Source organism: Candidatus Mycobacterium wuenschmannii (assembly GCF_030252325.1).
Taxonomy (GTDB): Bacteria; Actinomycetota; Actinomycetes; order Mycobacteriales; family Mycobacteriaceae; genus Mycobacterium; species Mycobacterium wuenschmannii.
Genome location: NZ_CP126981.1, coordinates 1,373,197 through 1,388,923 on the forward strand (window position 1 = coordinate 1,373,197; position 15,727 = coordinate 1,388,923).

Below are 15,727 nucleotides of genomic sequence, written 5' to 3' on the forward strand. Positions count from 1 at the left end.
TCAAGTCACGCCGGCCGGTCCTTCACACCCGGCGTCGACAAAACGCATGAACGCCAACCCAAAGGCGGCAGGCAGGCTATGAGCCAGACACCGGGTGATCAGGATCCAACCACCGCAACCTCCTGCGGCACCTCACCCTGACACTGAGCACCAGGCTAGCGGTGCGACTGGCAGGATGACGGGCATGTCCGCACCGGTGCTGCTGCTCGACGGTGCCTCCATGTGGTTTCGTTCCTTCTTCGGCGTCCCGTCGTCGATCACCTCCCCCGACGGCAGGCCGGTCAACGCGGTCCGTGGCTTCATCGACTCCGTCGCCACCGTGATCACCCGGCACCAGCCCGGGCGGTTGGTCGTCTGCCTGGATCTGGACTGGCGCCCGCAGTTCCGGGTCGACGCCATCCCGTCGTACAAGGCGCACCGGGTGGAAGAGGAAAACCCAAGCGGCCAAACCGATGTCGAGGAAGTGCCCGACGATCTGTCGCCACAGGTCGAGATGATCGCCGAAATCCTCGACGCGTTCGGCATCTGCACCGGCGGCGCCGAGGGCTTCGAAGCCGACGACGTGATCGGCACGCTGGCCGCCCGGGAGCGAGGCGACCCGGTGGTGGTCGTCAGCGGCGACCGCGACCTGCTTCAGGTGGTGCGCGACGAACCCGTCGAGATCCGGGTGCTCTATCTGGGCCGCGGGCTGACCAACGCGACGCTGCTGGGCCCGGTCGAGGTGGCCGAGAAATATGGCGTTCCCGTCGATCGGGCGGGGCCAGCGTACGCCGAACTCGCGTTGCTGCGCGGCGATCCGTCCGACGGCCTGCCCGGCGTGCCCGGCGTCGGCGAGAAGACCGCCGCGACGCTGCTGGCGCAGCACGGCTCGCTGGAGGCAATCCTGACGGCCGTCGACGACCCGAAATCCGCACTGGCCAAGGGCGTTCGGGCCAAGCTGCGAGCGGCCGCCGACTACATCGAGGTGGCCGGGCCGGTGGTCGCGGTGGCCACCGACGCACCGGTCAGCTTCTCCACGGACAGCGACGCGCTGCCGTTGGTGGCGGCCGATCCGCCGCGGGTTGCCGAGCTTGCGACCCGGCTGGGCGTGGGATCGTCGATCGCCCGCCTGCAAAAGGCGCTCGACGCGCTCTGACCTACTTGGGCCGGCCGACCTCGTAGGTGCCCTTGTTGTCCTGGAACGTCACGGTCACCGATCGCTTGGTGCCGTCGATGCTGACGTCGCAGTCGAAGGTCTGGCCCTTCTTCACGGTCGGGTCCTGGCCGTTGTTGCACTTGACGTCCTTGACGTTCTTCGCGCCGTAGCCGTTGGTGGCGTCGGTGAGGATCTGCTGCACACCGGCCTCGGCTTTGCCGACGTCGAGCTTGGTGGTCACGAAGAAGCCCGGGGCCCAGAAGCCCAGCACCAGAATCACCGCGACGGCAACGGCACCCAGCACACCGGCGACGATGCCGACCGTCTTCTTCGAGCGAGCGGGCCCACCCTGCGGCTGCCCGTAGGGCCCCGCGTACTGGCCGTACGGGCCGGGCTGCGGGTACTGACCGGGCTGGCCATACTGACCCGTTTGTCCGGAATGTCCCGGCTGACCGGGCTGTCCCGGCTGACCGTACTGGCCGGGCTGGCCGTACTGACCCGGCTGCTGCCCGTAGGCCGCGGTCTGGTCCGGGTACTGGCCCTGCTGCGGGTAGCCCTGCTGGTAGGGCTGCGACGGCGGGTAGTACTGGGAGGGCGGCTGCTGGTACTGCCCGTATTCGGTGGGCGTGTAGGCCGGTGCGTGCCACGTCTGCTGCTCGCCGGTGGCCGGCCAGTTCTGCTCGCCGCTACCCGGTTGCTGCTGCCACGGTGAGGCCTGCTGGGTGTGGTCCTCGCCGGATTGCTGACCTTCGCCCTGAGTCGGCTGCCAGCCCTGGGTCGGGTCGGATCCCTGCGGTCCGCTCATCGTGTCTCAGTCCTCCTGATCGCAGTCCTCGCGTCGGTCGCCGTAGGCAACCGTAACCTCGGCTCAGCCTACCCGGCATCAACTGCCACGACGCCGCGCCGAATGGCGTCGATCGCCCGCTTGGCGGCGGCCCGCAGCTCGGGCTGCGGCGCGGCGTTGCGGACCTGGTCGAGCAGGTCGAGGACCTGTCGGCACCAGCGGACGAAATCCCCGGGTGACAGCGTCGACCCGGTGCCCTCGTTGTCGGCGGCCGCCAGCGCGGTGACCAGGTCGCCGCTGCTGGCCCAGCGGTAGATGGCGGCGACGAAGCCGTCGTCGGGTTCGCGGGTCGGCGTGATGCGGTGGCGGTGCTCGTCGGCACGCAGCTGCGACGACAGCCGTCGGGTCTGGTTGAGCGCCTGCCGCAGCTTGGGCGTCGGAATCTGCTCGTGGCGCGGCGCGCCGGGCCCGTCTCCGCCGCGCGTCTCGAAGAGCACCGCCGACAACACCGCGGCGAGTTCGGCGTCCTTGAGCCCGGTCCACGCGTCGGTGCGCAGGCATTCGGCGACCAGCAGGTCGCTCTCGCTGTAGATGCGGGCCAACAGCCGACCGTCGTCGGTCACCGTGGGCACGCCCGCCTCGAGAGCGATGAAGCCGCGCTCGGTGAGCAGGCCGACGATCCGGTCGAAGGTCCGGGCCAGCGAATTGGTCGCGGCGGCCACCTTCTTCTCCAGGGCGGCGTTCTCGCGCTCCATCCGTAGGTAGCGCTCGGCGACGCGGACCCGGGTCTCCCGATCGCCGTCGCGGTGAGCCGGGTGCCGTCGCATCTTCTCGCGCAGCGCGGCCAATTCCGGGTCGGCGTCCCGGCTTTCGGCGTGCTTGCCGCGGCGGTCGCCTGGTGCGGCGATGCCTGCGGCGGCCGAGCGCAGCGCCGATGCCAGGTCGCGACGAACCCGCGGCTGCCGGTGTTCGATGCGCTTGGGCAACGTCATCGACCCGACGGGCGCCGATTCACCGGAATAATCGGCCGAGGAAATCCTTCCGGCCCAACGGTTTTCGGTCAGCACCAGCGGCCGCGGGTCGGACTCGTCGCGCGCCGCCTCGAGGACGACGGCCAGGCCGCCGCGTCGACCGTGGGTGATCGTGATGATGTCGCCCTTGCGCAGGGCCGAGAGCGCGTCATTGGTTGCCTGGCGGCGCTGCAGCCGCGACGCCCGAGCTTGCGCCCGTTCCTGTTGGCTGATCTGCTCACGCAGTCGGGCGTATTCGAGGATCGGCGCATCCTTGCCGCCCAGTTCGGCGGCGACGTCGTCGAGCATCTGCTGTCCGCGTTCGACGCCGCGGACCAGGCTCACCACCGAGCGGTCGGCCTGGAACTGCGCGAAGGACTGCTCCAGCAGCGCGTGCGCCTGCTCGGTGCCGACGCGGTTCACCAGGTTGATCGTCATGTTGTAGGACGGCGCGAACGAACTGCGCAGCGGAAAGGTACGCGTCGACGCCAGGCCCGCGACCTCGGCCGGTTCGGTGGTCTCCTCGCTCGGATGCCACAGCACCACGGCGTGACCCTCGACGTCGATGCCACGGCGCCCCGCCCGGCCGGTGAGTTGGGTGTATTCGCCGGGCGTCAGCGGCATGTGCTGCTCGCCGTTGTACTTCACCAGCCGCTCCAGGACCACAGTGCGGGCGGGCATGTTGATACCCAAAGCCAGTGTCTCGGTGGCGAATACGGCCCGGATCAGCCCGGCGGTGAAGAGCTCCTCGACGGTGTGCCGGAACACCGGCAGCAGGCCGGCATGGTGGGCTGCGATGCCGCGCATCAGCGCCTCACGCCATTCGTAATAGCCGAGCACGTCGAGGTCGGAGTCGTCGAGGTCGCCGCAGCGGTGCTCGATCACCTCGGCGATCTGCGCGCGCTCCTCCTCGGTGGTGAGCCGCAGCGACGACCGCAGGCATTGCTGCACCGCGGCGTCGCAGCCGACGCGGGAGAAGATGAACGTGATCGCCGGCAGCAGGCCGTCGGCGTCGAGCATCTTGATCACGTCGGGCCGCGACGGCGGGCGGTAGAAACCGCGGTGATCGGAGCGGCCCTGGCCTCCCCGCCCGCCGCGGCGTGGGCCACGCCAGTCGGTAAGCCGGTCGGCCTCGCGACGATGGGCGATGTGGCGCAACAGATTTGGATCGACGATCGCGTGCCGCCGATCTCCCGGCTCGTGCGCGTCGTAGTCGAAGAGGTCGAACAGTCGCTTGCCGACGAGCATGTGCTGCCACAACGGGACCGGCCGGTGGTCGTCGACCACCACCGTCGTGTCGCCGCGGACGGTCTGGATCCAGCCACCGAATTCCTCGGCGTTGCTCACCGTCGCCGACAGGCTGACCAGTCGCACGTCGTCGGGCAGGTGAAGGATGACCTCTTCCCACACCGCGCCCCGCATCCGGTCGGCCAGAAAGTGCACCTCGTCCATCACCACATACGAAAGTCCGCGCAGTGCAGGCGAATCCGCGTAGAGCATGTTGCGCAGCACCTCGGTGGTCATCACCACCACCGGCGCGTCGGCGTTGACCGACAGGTCGCCGGTGAGCAGGCCGATCCGCTCCTTGCCGTAGCGGGCAACGAAGTCGTTGTGCTTCTGGTTGCTCAGCGCCTTGATCGGCGTGGTGTAGAAGCACTTACCCCCGGACGCCAACGCCAGGTGCACCGCGAACTCGCCGACGATGGTCTTGCCCGCCCCGGTCGGCGCGCACACCAACACCCCATGGCCGCTCTCCAGCGCCGCGCAGGCCCGACGCTGGAACGGGTCGAGCGCGAACTCGACTTCGCCTGCAAATGAGGTCAATTCGCTCATGTCGGCGTCAGGTGATGTCGTCATGAGGTCCAATGCTCGACGGCGCCCCGACCGCCGACGGCGGCTCGATGACCGAGGCTTCGTCGTCGGCCGGGGCTTCAGCGGCGCTGAGCGCTGCACGCCGGGCCTTGCGCTTGTCGTGCACGCGCGCGATCTGAATGGCCAACTCGAGCAGCAGCGTCAGGGCCAGACCCAGCGCGGTCATCGAGAACGGGTCTGAGCCCGGGGTGAATATCGCCGCGAACACGAACATCGCGAAGATCAGGCCACGCCGCCACGACTTGAGCCGCTCGTAGGTCAGCACGCCGACGAAGTTGAGCATCACGACCAGCAGCGGGAATTCGAAACTCACCCCGAACACGAGCAGCAGGTTGATCAGGAAGCCGAAGTAGCGATCACCGGACAGCGCGGTGACCTGCACGTCGCTGCCGACGGTGAGCAAAAACTGCAGCGCCTTGGCCAGCACCAGGTAGGCCAGCAGAGCGCCGGTGACGAACAACAGCGCCGCGGGCACCACGAACGCCACCGCGAAACGCTTCTCCTTCTTGTACAGCCCCGGGGTGATGAACGCCCAGAGTTGGTACAGCCACATCGGGCAGGCCATCACCACGCCGGCGGTCAGCGCGACCTTGAGCCGCAGCATGAACTGCTCGAACGGCGCGGTCGCCAGTAGCCGGCATTGACCGTTGGCGATGTCGGCGCGCGCGGACGGCGGCAGCGCGCAGTAGGGATGACGCAGCCACTCACCCAAACTCTCCAGACCGAACAGCGAGTGCGAATACCAGACAAATCCGACCGCCGTGGTCAGCGCGATGGTGGCCATCGAGACGAGCAGTCGCGTGCGGAGTTCGGTGAGATGACCGACGAGCGACATGGTCGCGTCGGGGTTGGTACGGCTGCGACGGGAGCGCGGATCTAACCGCCTGAATAAACCGGTGGTGCGCACAGTGAATAGGCGCTCGGGCGCCGAAGCGGCGGGGCCAGGCTAGGCCGAGCGACCGTCAGCCGCCGGCGGCTCGACCCGCTCGGAGTGCACCGGCTGGGCCGGCGCGGCGGACGCCTCGGACTTGTTGTCGCTGTTCAATTCGCGGACCTCGGACTTGAAGATCCGCAGTGATTTGCCGAGTGAGCGTGCGGCGTCGGGAAGCCTCTTGGCGCCGAACAAAACAATCACCAGGACCGCGATGATAGCCAAGTGACCCGGAGTCAGAGCATTCACTTTTGTTTACCTCCAGATGTCTCCACGATGCTACCGCAGGCCGACGCTCATGAGCCGGAGCGCGCCGCGGCCTGGTATGCCTCCACCGCGGCCGCGGCATCCCTGGCCACCCGGGCGGCCAGCGAGTCGGGCCCGAGCACGCGAACCGACGCCCCCATGCCGAGCACCTGCCGCGCCATCCAGTCTTCGGACGCGTACGTCATCGCTGCCTCGCAGTGGCCGTCCGGCAGCTCCGCCAGCAGCCGCATCGGGTAGTACTCGAACATCCAGGACGCCGCGGGCGACAGCCGCAGGGTGGCCGACGGCAGCGCGGGATCGGCGTCGAACAGTGAGGTGTCCGGCGCCGCCGCACGCGCGGGTTCCGGTGGCGCAGAGGGCTCGTCGAGAACCACGGCCTCGACGATGCGGTCGAACCGGAACAGCCGCACGCCCTCGGCTTCGCGCGACCACGCCTCCAGGTAGCTCTGATCGCCGACCAGCACGATCCGGATGGGGTCGACGATGCGGGTGGACAGCGTGTCGTGCGAGGCGGCGTAGTAGTCGATGCTCAGCGCCCGGCCGTCGCGGACCGCGGCCCGCACCGCGGATGATGCCGCGCTCTCTACCGGCGCCGGCTCGTCCACCGCGGCGACGTCGTTGCCGTGGCCGGCCGCGCCCGCGGCCGCCTCGATCTTGGCAATGGCGCTGCGGGCGGCCTCGGGATCGAGCACGCCGGGGATGTCGGCGAGCGCACGCAGCGCGACCAGCAGGCTGGTCGCTTCCGGCGAGGTGAGCTGCAGCGGGGTGTCCATACCGGCGGAGAACGTCACCTCGATGGTGTCGCCGGTGAACTCGAAATCGATCAGGTCGCCCGGGCCATAACCGGGCAGGCCACACAGCCACAGCTGGTCGAGGTCCTCCCCGAGCTGCTTGACCGAAACACCGAGGTCGGTCGCGGCCTGCGAGCGGGTGACGCGCGGATTGGCCTGGAAGTACGGCACCATGTTCAGCAGCCGGACCAGCCGGGTCGACACGGGTGTCATCGGCGCCGCTCCTCCTCGGTGTGGCCGCGCAACAACGCCAGCACGTCGTCGCGCAGCGATTCGGGTTCGAGGACAACGGCGTCAGCGGCGTACCCCGCGATGTCGCGGGTCAGGCGTCCGGTCGAGCCGATATCGAGCTCGATGACATCCCCGCCGCGGCCGTTGACCTGCCGGGACCCCACCGATGTGCCCGCGCGGCGCAGCGCGGTCGCCCGCCCGTCGGCAACCCAGACCTGGGCCCGCACGCCGGTCGGCGCGTCGCCGACGGCCTTGGCGACGATTTCGCGCAGGTCGACGTCGGTGGGAGCGTTGACGGCTCCCGGGGGTCCGACCGGCGTCACCTCGGCCCCGATGCGGGACAGCCGGAAGGTGCGCGTGGCGTCGCGGTCGAGGTCGTGCCCGACGACGTACCACCGACCTTTCTCGGTGATGACGCCCCACGGCTCGAGGTTGCGCACGGTGTAGGGCTCGGTGCGCGACGGCCGGTGCGGGAACTGCACGGCCTGCCTCGCCGTGCACGCGGCCAGCAGTGCGTTGAGCACCCCCTCGGAGCCGCGCAGCCCGACGCTGCCGGCGGGCGATGCGATCGCGATTGGCGCGTCCGGATCGACGTCGACGCCGGCGGCCCGCAGCTTCAGCAGCGCGCCCTGGGTGGCGGTGATCAGCTCGGGCGACTCCCACAGCTGGGTGGCGACGGCGACCGCAGCGGCCTCGTCGCCGGTCAGCTCGACCGCGGGCAGCGCGTAGGCGTCGCGGTTGATCCGGTAGCCCTCGACCGGGTCGTGGGACGACACCCGGCCGGTCTCGAGTGGGATGCCGAGATCACGCAGCTCGTTCTTGTCACGCTCGAACATTCGCGAGAAGGCTTCATCGCTGGCGCTGTCCGCATACCCATACACGCTGGAGCGGATCTTCTCCGCGGTGATGTAGCTGTTGGTGGACAGCAGCGCGATGACCAGATTCATCAACCGCTCGACTTTGGAAACCGCCACCCGTACGAGATTAGGACAAAGGGTTGCGAGGCAACGTCATCGGATCACAGATCGCGTGGCGATCACCCGGACTGAGCCCAGGCCTCCCGCTTGCCGTGCGCGGCCAGCGAGCGCAATTGCCGCATCGCGAAGGTGCGACCGCGCCCGTACTCCGGAATGTGCACACCGGACCACATGCCCTGCGCTCCGGGCGTGTCCACCGCCTCCTTGGCACAGCGCCAGCGCCGCGGACATGCGCGGCAGAGCGCCTTCAGCTCGGGGTCGTCTCCCCCGTCAAGCCAGCGGTCCGCGTCGTCGAGGCACGGCGCGGATGTCAGAGTGCGCGACAAGTCGAGCATCACTGGCACGAGAAAATCCTTTCCTTCGTGGCGTCCGACGGTATGTGCGTATCGGAATGGCAATACGCCTATATTGCCACAGGACACTGGTAAATTTCTCTCATCACCGAGACAGCCCCCACGCAGTACTTCACGCCGCGCCCCGCCCGGCCGGCCGAGCCGTCCAGCAAGGAGCGGCTTCGCGATGCCGCGCTGCGGTGCTTTGCCGAAGCCGGTATCGCCGCCACTTCGCTGCGCGCGGTCGCCGAAGCCGCCGGCACGTCAGTCGGGCTGGTACAGCACTACTACGGCACGAAGGCCGCACTGGTCGAAGCGGTCGATGACTATGCGGTTCGGGTGATCGGCGACGCCCTGCAGGGGCAGCCGCTTCCGCTGCCGCCCGAGGATCCACTGCTCGTCATGGGCCGCCGAGTGACGGCGCTCATCGCGGAACAAGACGTCGTCGTCGCCTATATCGGCCGCGCGCTGGTGGAAGGTGACTCCATCGGTGCCGAGATTTTCGACGGACTCCTGAAAGTGAGTGCGGCTCAGCGCGACCGGCTCGTCGAGCGAGGGCAGGCGAGGCAGGACTTGGACCCGCTCTGGTCCGCGCTGAATGTATTGCTGCTACGGCTCGGGCCCGTGATTCTGCGTTCGCACATCGAGCGCCATCTACCCGAGAAGTTCAATACCGCAGCCGAGCTCACACGCTGGGACGACGCCGTGACGACGCTGATTCGACAGGGTCAGTTCCTGCCTCACATGCACACCGACGCGGGCGAGAAGCAATCCGACTGACCGGCTGGGCTACATCGAGGCGATCAGCCGCTTGACCCGCTCGTCGACGGACCGGAACGGGTCCTTGCACAACACCGTGCGCTGAGCCTGGTCGTTGAGCTTGAGGTGCACCCAGTCGACGGTGAAGTCGCGCCCGGCCGCCTGGGCGGCGCTGATGAACTCACCGCGCAGCCGGGCGCGGGTGGTCTGAGGCGGCTGGTCGACGGCGGCGTCGATCTCCTCGTCGGTGGTGATGCGCGCCGCCAGGCCCTTGCGCTGCAGCAGGTCGAAGACGCCGCGGCCACGTTTGATGTCGTGGTAGGCGAGGTCGAGCTGGGCGATTTTCGGGTCGGACAGCTCCATGTCGTAGCGGTCCTGGTAGCGCTGGAACAGCTTGCGCTTGATCACCCAGTCGATCTCGGTGTCGACCTTGGCGAAGTCCTGGCTTTCGACGGCGTCGAGCTGGCGGCCCCACAGGTCGACGACCTGCTCGATCTGGGCGTTGGGCTCGCGGGTCTGCAGGTGTTCGACGGCGCGGGCGTAGTACTCGCGCTGGATGTCCAGCGCGCTGGCCTGACGCCCGCCGGCCAGCCGCACCGGGCGTCGGCCGGTGACGTCGTGGCTGACCTCGCGGATTGCCCGGATCGGATTGTCCAGGGAGAAGTCGCGGAAGGCCACGCCGGCCTCGATCATCTCCAGCACCAGCGCCGCGGTGCCCACCTTGAGCATGGTGGTCGACTCGCACATGTTGGAGTCGCCGACGATCACGTGCAGGCGCCGGTACTTCTCGGCGTCGGCGTGCGGCTCGTCGCGGGTGTTGATGATCGGTCGGCTGCGGGTGGTGGCGCTCGAGACGCCCTCCCAGATGTGTTCGGCGCGCTGCGACAGGCAGAAGGTGGCGGCCTTCGGCGTCTGCAGGACCTTGCCGGCGCCGCAGATGAGCTGGCGGGTGACCAGGAACGGCAGCAGCACGTCGGAGATCCGCGAAAACTCGCCGGCCCGCACGATCAGGTAGTTCTCGTGGCAGCCGTAGGAGTTGCCTGCGGAGTCGGTGTTGTTCTTGAACAGGTAGATGTCCCCGCCGATGCCCTCGTCGGCGAGCCGCTGCTCGGCGTCGATCAGCAGGTCTTCGAGCACCCGCTCGCCGGCGCGGTCATGGGTGACCAGCTGGATCAGGCTGTCGCATTCGGCGGTGGCGTACTCGGGGTGACTACCCACGTCGAGGTACAGACGGGCGCCGTTGCGCAGGAAAACGTTGGAGCTGCGGCCCCACGAGACCACCCGGCGGAACAGGTAACGAGCCACTTCGTCGGGCGAAAGGCGCCGGTGTCCGTGAAAGGTGCAGGTGACACCGAATTCGGTTTCGATGCCCATGATTCGACGCTGCACAATTCGAGCGTACTTGTTGGAGGCGAAACTGGTGCGGAGCCCCCGCCGACGGGTCGCCTTGTCCGCGGCTTCAGGACTCGGCCGGCTCGGGTGCCTCGCCGAACCGGCTCAGAGCCAGGGCCGCGACGACGGCGATCACGAAACCCGCCTCGACCATCCAGCCCAGACCCGGGCGGGTGCGATCGCCCAGCCAGGCCACCCCGACCAGCGCCGGGCCGACGGTCTCGCCGATCACCATCCCGGCCACCGCGGTCGTCACCGACCCGCGACTCAGCGCCGAGGTGAGGAGCAGGAATCCGGCCGCCCCGCCGGCCACCAGGGCGTAGATCGCCGGGTTGGCCCAGAACGAGGCCTCGGTCAGGTCGACCGAATCGATCAGCCGGACCGCGATTTCGTCCACGCCGAAGCCCGCGCCGGCACCGAAGCCCAGCACCAGCGCGCGGTTGCGGTCACTCAATCGGCCCGCGGCCGCACCGGCGGCGAACACGACGCCGGCGATTGCCAGTAATGCCCAGCCGAGCCCGGCCGGGCCGTGCCCGGTGCCCTCCGGCCCGGCGGCGATGCCGAGCATCGCCAGGCTTGCGCATACCACCGCCACCGCGGCCCACTCCGTCGACGACAACCGGGCGGACAGCAGCCAGGCGGCCACGATCGCGGTGACGGCGAGCGACGCGGCGATGGCCGCCGCGACGACGTAGATCGGGACCAGCCGCAGCGCCGCTACCTGCAGCAGGAAGCCCAGGCCGTCGAGCGCGACGCCGAGCAGATAGCGCCACTGTCGCAGCGCGCGCAGCAGCAGTGCCGCGTCGACTCCGGAATCGCTTGTGCCAGAGTCGACTTCGCGGGTCGCCGCTGCCTGCAAAACCGTCGCGGTGCCGTAGCAGACCGAGCAGCCGAGCGCGAGCAGCAAGCCGATCAGCATCGGGCCGCGCCTATGACGACGTCTTCTCCGCTGAGTCGTCCGACGACCCAGAGCCGTTCCGTTCGGGCACCAGACGCTCCAGCGCCGCCCCGGTGATGCGACGAAACGCGCGCCGCGGGCGGTTGGCGTCGAGGATGGCGACCTCGAGATTCGACACCCCCAGCGGCGGCTGGTCGTTGCCGGACCCCTCGGCCCGTCCGACCTCGAGCGCGTTGACCGCGATGTGCACGGCGTCGGCCAGGTTGGCGTTCTCGGCGTAGGAGTCCTTGAGCGCATTGGTCACCGGCTCGGTCGTACCGCCCATCACCACGTAATGCGGCTCGTCGGCGATCGACCCGTCGTAGGTAATCCGGTACAGCTCAGGTGCTTTCGTCTCGCCGTAATGTGCAACCTCGGCGACGCACAGCTCGACCTCATATGGCTTGGCCTGCTCGGTGAAGATCGTGCCGAGCGTCTGCGCGTAGACGTTGGCTAGCTGGCGGCCGGTCACGTCGCGGCGGTCGTAGGCGTAGCCGCGGGTGTCGGCGAATTGGATTCCGCCGCGGCGCAGGTTGTCGAATTCGTTGAACTTGCCGGCTGCTGCGAAGCCGACGCGGTCGTACAGTTCGCTGATCTTCTGCAGTGAGCGCGAAGGGTTCTCGGCGACGAACAGCACGCCCCCGGAGTAGACCAGCGCGACCACACTACGGCCGCGCGCGATGCCCTTACGGGCGAGTTCGCTGCGCTCCCGCATCGCCTGTTCGGGCGAGATGAAGTACGGAAAGCTCATGAGTCAATTCCCGGGTGGTCGGCGGCGTCCGGCCCGAAAGTGTCGGCGCGGGAGCGTGTTTGGATGACTTCCCGGGCCAGCTCAGCGATCCGCTGTTCGGCGACATTGATGGCGCCGTCGACACCGATCGTGACCGCGGTCGGGAAGATCCCCCGCACCAGGTCCGGCCCACCGGTGGCCGAGTCGTCGTCGGCCGCATCGTAGAGCGCCTCCACCGCGACGCGCAGCGCCGAATCGGCGTCCCGCACTTGCGAATACAGCTTCTTAACCGACGACTTGGCGAACAGCGAACCCGAGCCCACCGACTGGTAGCCCTCCTCTTCGAGGTTCCATCCGCCGGCCGCGTCGAAGGACACGATGCGGCCCGCCTTCTCCGGTTCGGGGTCGTCGATGTCGAATCCGACCAGCAGTGGCAGCGCCACCAGACCCTGCATCGCCGCAGCGAGGTTGCCGCGCACCATGATTGCGAGCCGGTTCACCTTACCGGCGAAGGTCAGCGGCACCCCTTCGAGCTTTTCGTAATGCTCGAGTTCGACGGCGTAAAGGCGCGCGAATTCGACCGCGATGGCCGCGGTGCCGGCGATCCCGGTCGCGGTGTAATCGTCGGTGATGTACACCTTCTGCACGTCGCGCCCGGCGATCATGTTGCCTTGTGTCGAGCGCCGGTCACCGGCGAGCAGAACCCCGCCCGGGTATTTCAGCGCGACAATCGTGGTGCCGTGCGGCAGCGCGGAACTCGGCGTGACTCCCTCGCCGCCGAAGCTCGCGGGCAACAACTCCGGCGCCTCGCGGCGCAGGTAGTCGGAAAAGGAGGACAGGCCGCCAGAGGCGGATCCGGGAAGGGCAGAATTTGTGGCCAGGCGATCGCGGTTAGGCCAGGTCACTGTCCGCCCTTTTGGACGTATGCGCGAACGAAGTCTTCGGCGTTCTCTTCCAGAACATCGTCGATCTCATCCAGCAGGTCGTCGGTCTCTTCGGTCAGCTTTTCGCGACGCTCTTGGCCCGCGGCCGTGCTGCCAGTGAGGTCGTCGTCATCGCCGCCACCACCACCGCGCTTGGTCTGCTCCTGGGCCATCGCTGCCTCCTGCATAGTCATCGGACGTGAAACACGTCCGTCGTTTCTCCACCCTACCGGTCTGTGGGGTTATTGCTCAGGCTCAAAACACAAGTCGGGAGCTTTAGGTGGTGAGTTGTTCGACCAGCTCGACGGCGCTGTCCACCGAGTCCAGCAGCGCCCCGACGTGCGCTTTGCTCCCGCGCAGCGGTTCCAGGGTCGGAATGCGGACCAGTGAATCACCACCGAGATCGAAAATCACGGAGTCCCAACTGGCCGCGGCAATGTCGGCGCCGAACCGGCGCAGGCACTCCCCGCGGAAATAGGCCCGGGTGTCGGTTGGCGGGTTCTCGACGGCGTCGATCACCTGCTGCTCGGTGACAAGACGCTTCATCGAACCCCGCGCCACCAGCCTGTTGTACAGACCCTTGTCCAGCCGGACGTCGGAGTACTGCAGGTCGACCAGGTGCAGTCGCGGTGCCGACCAGCTCAGGTTCTCCCGGTGCCGGAATCCCTCGAGCAGGCGCAGCTTGGCCGGCCAATCCAGCAGATCGGCGCATTCCATCGGGTCGCGCTCGAGCAGGTCGAGCACGTGCGCCCAGGTCTCGACGACATCGCTCGCGCGCGGGTCTGGGTCGCGGGCATCGATCAGCTTCGCCACCCGTTCGAGGTAAATCCGTTGCAGCGCAAGGGCGGTCAGCTCGCGGCCGTCGGCCAGGGCGACGGTGGCGCGCAGCGACGGGTCGCGGCTGACCGCGTGCACGGCGTGCACCGGACGGGCCAGCGCCAGGTCGCTGAGGTCGATTCCGTGTGCGGGGCCGTCCTCGATCAGATCGAGCGCCAACGCGGTGGTGCCCAGCTTCAGATAGGTCGACGTCTCGGAGAGGTTCGCGTCGCCGATGATCACGTGCAGCCGGCGGTAACGGTCGGCATCGGCGTGCGGCTCGTCGCGGGTGTTGATGATGCCGCGCTTGAGCGTGGTCTCCAGGCCGACCTCGACCTCGATGTAGTCGGAGCGCTGCGAGAGCTGGAATCCCGCTTCGTCGCCGGACGGGCCGATGCCGACGCGGCCGGATCCCGTGACGACCTGGCGGGACACCAGGAACGGCGTCAGCCCGGCGATCACCGCCGAGAACGGCGTCTGGCGACTCATCAGGTAGTTCTCGTGCGACCCGTAGGAGGCGCCCTTGTTGTCGATGTTGTTCTTGTAGAGCTGCAGCTTGGCTGCGCCCGGGACGCTGGCGACGTGCCGTGCGGCGGCCTCCATCACGCGCTCGCCGGCCTTGTCCCAGATCACCGCGTCCAGCGGATCGGTGCACTCCGGCGCGGAGTACTCCGGGTGAGCGTGGTCGACATAGAGCCGGGCGCCGTTGGTCAGGATCATGTTCGCCGCGCCGACCTCGTCGGCGTCCACCACCGGTGGTGGGCCCGCCGACCGGCTCAGGTCGAAACCGCGGGCATCCCGCAACGGGGATTCCACTTCGTAGTCCCAGCGAGTGCGCTTGGCGCGCTGGATTCCGGCGGCGGCGGCGTAGGCGAGCACCGCCTGCGTCGAAGTCAGGATCGGGTTGGCGGTCGGGTCAGACGGCGACGAGATGCCGTATTCGACCTCCGTTCCGATAATTCGTTGCATCCCCCGAGCTTAGGCGTGACGACGATGCGCCCCGCGCAGCGGGGCGCTGAGGAGTTACGCAATCCAAAGAGGCGTGACGACGATGCGCCCCGCGCAGCGGGGCGCTGAGGAGTCACGCAATCCAAAGAGGCGTGACGACGATTCGGCCCACTGCGCGGGGGCGTGGCCGGTCGGTGAACGGAGCGAAGACATCGGCCGACATCCCATTGACGCAGGTGACGGAAGTCATTACCTTCACCCTGGTGTCTGCCGAACCCATGACGGGCCTGTCCGGTAAGCGCTACGGCGAAGTCCTTCTGGTGACGCCCGGCGAGGCGGGACCACAGGCCGCGGTCTACAGCAGCTTCGGCCTCAACGACCTGCCAGCCGAACTGTGGTCGGCGCTCGACGCGAAGACCATCGCGACCGAAAACGGCGCTGCCACAGCCCTACTCGACGGCCCGCGATACTGGCTGATGAACGAGATCGAGAGGCCCGCTCAGGGCATGAAACTCGTCAAGAACTTCGGCGGCATCGACATGGCCCTGCAGTCCCAAACCCTGCTGCAGGGGCTGAAGCCGTCGCCGTACACCGCGAATCAGGTTCACCGGCACAGCGTGTCGACGTTCGACACCGGCGAAGAGGTGTACGAATTGCTCGATCCCGCACTTCGGCGCTGGGTCATGCAGACCTGGAGCCAGATCGTCGACCCGAAACTGTCGAGGGCGGACCTGCCCCGGCTCGGTGAGCGACTGGACTTGCCCAACGGCTGGACGTTCCAGCCCCGAACGCTGACGAGCCCGCTGCGGATCGACACGACGACGCACGCCGCGCAGGTCCTGCAGGACGACCTGACCAACAGCTATTCGCTGCTGGCCGGCTGAGGCCAACT

At 68.3% G+C, this 15,727-nt stretch carries 16 protein-coding genes; 3 read left to right on the plus strand and 13 right to left on the minus strand.

Annotated elements, in window-relative coordinates; genetic code table 11:
- The first annotated feature begins 184 nt into the window (after window positions 1-184).
- Window positions 185-1,135: a 5'-3' exonuclease gene (locus PT015_RS06630; RefSeq protein WP_285189728.1), complete on the plus strand. Its 951-nt coding sequence runs from the start codon at window positions 185-187 to the stop codon at window positions 1,133-1,135.
- 1 nt (window position 1,136) lies between these two features.
- On the opposite strand, the gene PT015_RS06635 is transcribed toward PT015_RS06630, so the two are convergent.
- The 7 genes from PT015_RS06635 to PT015_RS06665 all read right to left on the minus strand — a co-directional run bounded on the left by PT015_RS06635 (window position 1,137) and on the right by PT015_RS06665 (window position 8,333).
- Window positions 1,137-1,940, minus strand: a complete 804-nt coding sequence (locus PT015_RS06635; protein ID WP_285189730.1) for a DUF4333 domain-containing protein — start codon at window positions 1,938-1,940, stop codon at window positions 1,137-1,139.
- A 68-nt stretch (window positions 1,941-2,008) separates the two neighbouring features.
- On the minus strand, window positions 2,009-4,762 hold the full coding sequence (locus PT015_RS06640) for a DEAD/DEAH box helicase (protein ID WP_390888003.1): 2,754 nt from the start codon (window positions 4,760-4,762) through the stop codon (window positions 2,009-2,011).
- Between the two features lie 7 nt (window positions 4,763-4,769).
- A complete protein-coding gene (tatC, locus tag PT015_RS06645) occupies window positions 4,770-5,708 on the minus strand; it encodes a twin-arginine translocase subunit TatC (RefSeq protein WP_285189733.1) in 939 nt (312 codons plus the stop codon).
- 39 nt (window positions 5,709-5,747) lie between these two features.
- Window positions 5,748-5,981, minus strand: a complete 234-nt coding sequence (gene tatA / locus PT015_RS06650) for a Sec-independent protein translocase subunit TatA (protein ID WP_285189735.1) — start codon at window positions 5,979-5,981, stop codon at window positions 5,748-5,750.
- A 47-nt stretch (window positions 5,982-6,028) separates the two neighbouring features.
- Window positions 6,029-7,003, minus strand: coding sequence for a helix-turn-helix transcriptional regulator (locus PT015_RS06655; protein WP_285189737.1), 975 nt, complete (start codon window positions 7,001-7,003; stop codon window positions 6,029-6,031).
- Window positions 7,000-7,995 (minus strand): helix-turn-helix transcriptional regulator, encoded by a 996-nt coding sequence (locus tag PT015_RS06660; RefSeq protein WP_285189739.1) that lies wholly within the window; start codon window positions 7,993-7,995, stop codon window positions 7,000-7,002. The genes PT015_RS06655 and PT015_RS06660 overlap by 4 nt, the downstream gene beginning before the upstream one ends.
- Before the next feature lie 62 nt (window positions 7,996-8,057).
- Entirely contained in the window at window positions 8,058-8,333 is a 276-nt protein-coding gene (locus tag PT015_RS06665) for a WhiB family transcriptional regulator (protein WP_285190968.1), read from the minus strand.
- A 336-nt stretch (window positions 8,334-8,669) separates the two neighbouring features.
- Here PT015_RS06665 and PT015_RS06670 point away from each other — a divergent pair, with 336 nt between their 5' ends.
- Window positions 8,670-9,110, plus strand: a complete 441-nt coding sequence (locus PT015_RS06670) for a TetR/AcrR family transcriptional regulator (RefSeq protein WP_390887943.1) — start codon at window positions 8,670-8,672, stop codon at window positions 9,108-9,110.
- A 9-nt stretch (window positions 9,111-9,119) separates the two neighbouring features.
- Here PT015_RS06670 and pafA read toward each other — a convergent pair whose 3' ends face one another.
- The 6 genes from pafA to dop form a co-directional block, all read right to left on the minus strand.
- Window positions 9,120-10,478 (minus strand): Pup--protein ligase, encoded by a 1,359-nt coding sequence (gene pafA, locus PT015_RS06675; protein ID WP_285189741.1) that lies wholly within the window; start codon window positions 10,476-10,478, stop codon window positions 9,120-9,122.
- 70 nt (window positions 10,479-10,548) lie between these two features.
- The gene (locus tag PT015_RS06680) at window positions 10,549-11,400 is read right to left on the minus strand and encodes a DMT family transporter (RefSeq protein WP_285189743.1); all 852 of its coding nucleotides are present in this window, start codon (window positions 11,398-11,400) and stop codon (window positions 10,549-10,551) included.
- A gap of 10 nt (window positions 11,401-11,410) precedes the next feature.
- Window positions 11,411-12,169 (minus strand): proteasome subunit alpha, encoded by a 759-nt coding sequence (gene prcA, locus PT015_RS06685; RefSeq protein WP_285189745.1) that lies wholly within the window; start codon window positions 12,167-12,169, stop codon window positions 11,411-11,413.
- On the minus strand, window positions 12,166-13,053 hold the full coding sequence (gene prcB, locus PT015_RS06690) for a proteasome subunit beta (RefSeq protein WP_285189746.1): 888 nt from the start codon (window positions 13,051-13,053) through the stop codon (window positions 12,166-12,168). Before prcB ends, prcA begins: the two co-directional genes overlap by 4 nt.
- Window positions 13,050-13,244 (minus strand): ubiquitin-like protein Pup, encoded by a 195-nt coding sequence (locus PT015_RS06695; RefSeq protein WP_068917438.1) that lies wholly within the window; start codon window positions 13,242-13,244, stop codon window positions 13,050-13,052. Before PT015_RS06695 ends, prcB begins: the two co-directional genes overlap by 4 nt.
- A gap of 103 nt (window positions 13,245-13,347) precedes the next feature.
- Window positions 13,348-14,856, minus strand: a complete 1,509-nt coding sequence (gene dop, locus PT015_RS06700; protein WP_285189748.1) for a pup deamidase/depupylase — start codon at window positions 14,854-14,856, stop codon at window positions 13,348-13,350.
- A 239-nt stretch (window positions 14,857-15,095) separates the two neighbouring features.
- Here dop and PT015_RS06705 point away from each other — a divergent pair, with 239 nt between their 5' ends.
- Complete coding sequence (locus tag PT015_RS06705; RefSeq protein WP_285190970.1) at window positions 15,096-15,719, plus strand: hypothetical protein; 624 nt, start codon at window positions 15,096-15,098, stop codon at window positions 15,717-15,719.
- Window positions 15,720-15,727 lie beyond the last annotated feature (8 nt).

What these genes read in the sequence shown, in the direction of transcription:
- PT015_RS06630 (WP_285189728.1), top strand. Translation starts at nt 185, where the DNA reads ATGTCCGCACCGGTGCTGCTGCTCGACGGTGCCTCCATGTGGTTTCGT.
- PT015_RS06635 (WP_285189730.1), bottom strand. Translation starts at nt 1,940, where the DNA reads ATGAGCGGACCGCAGGGATCCGACCCGACCCAGGGCTGGCAGCCGACT.
- PT015_RS06640 (WP_390888003.1), bottom strand. Translation starts at nt 4,762, where the DNA reads ATGAGCGAATTGACCTCATTTGCAGGCGAAGTCGAGTTCGCGCTCGAC.
- PT015_RS06655 (WP_285189737.1), bottom strand. Translation starts at nt 7,003, where the DNA reads ATGACACCCGTGTCGACCCGGCTGGTCCGGCTGCTGAACATGGTGCCG.
- PT015_RS06665 (WP_285190968.1), bottom strand. Translation starts at nt 8,333, where the DNA reads ATGCTCGACTTGTCGCGCACTCTGACATCCGCGCCGTGCCTCGACGAC.
- PT015_RS06680 (WP_285189743.1), bottom strand. Translation starts at nt 11,400, where the DNA reads ATGCTGATCGGCTTGCTGCTCGCGCTCGGCTGCTCGGTCTGCTACGGC.
- prcA (WP_285189745.1), bottom strand. Translation starts at nt 12,169, where the DNA reads ATGAGCTTTCCGTACTTCATCTCGCCCGAACAGGCGATGCGGGAGCGC.
- PT015_RS06695 (WP_068917438.1), bottom strand. Translation starts at nt 13,244, where the DNA reads ATGGCCCAGGAGCAGACCAAGCGCGGTGGTGGTGGCGGCGATGACGAC.
- dop (WP_285189748.1), bottom strand. Translation starts at nt 14,856, where the DNA reads ATGCAACGAATTATCGGAACGGAGGTCGAATACGGCATCTCGTCGCCG.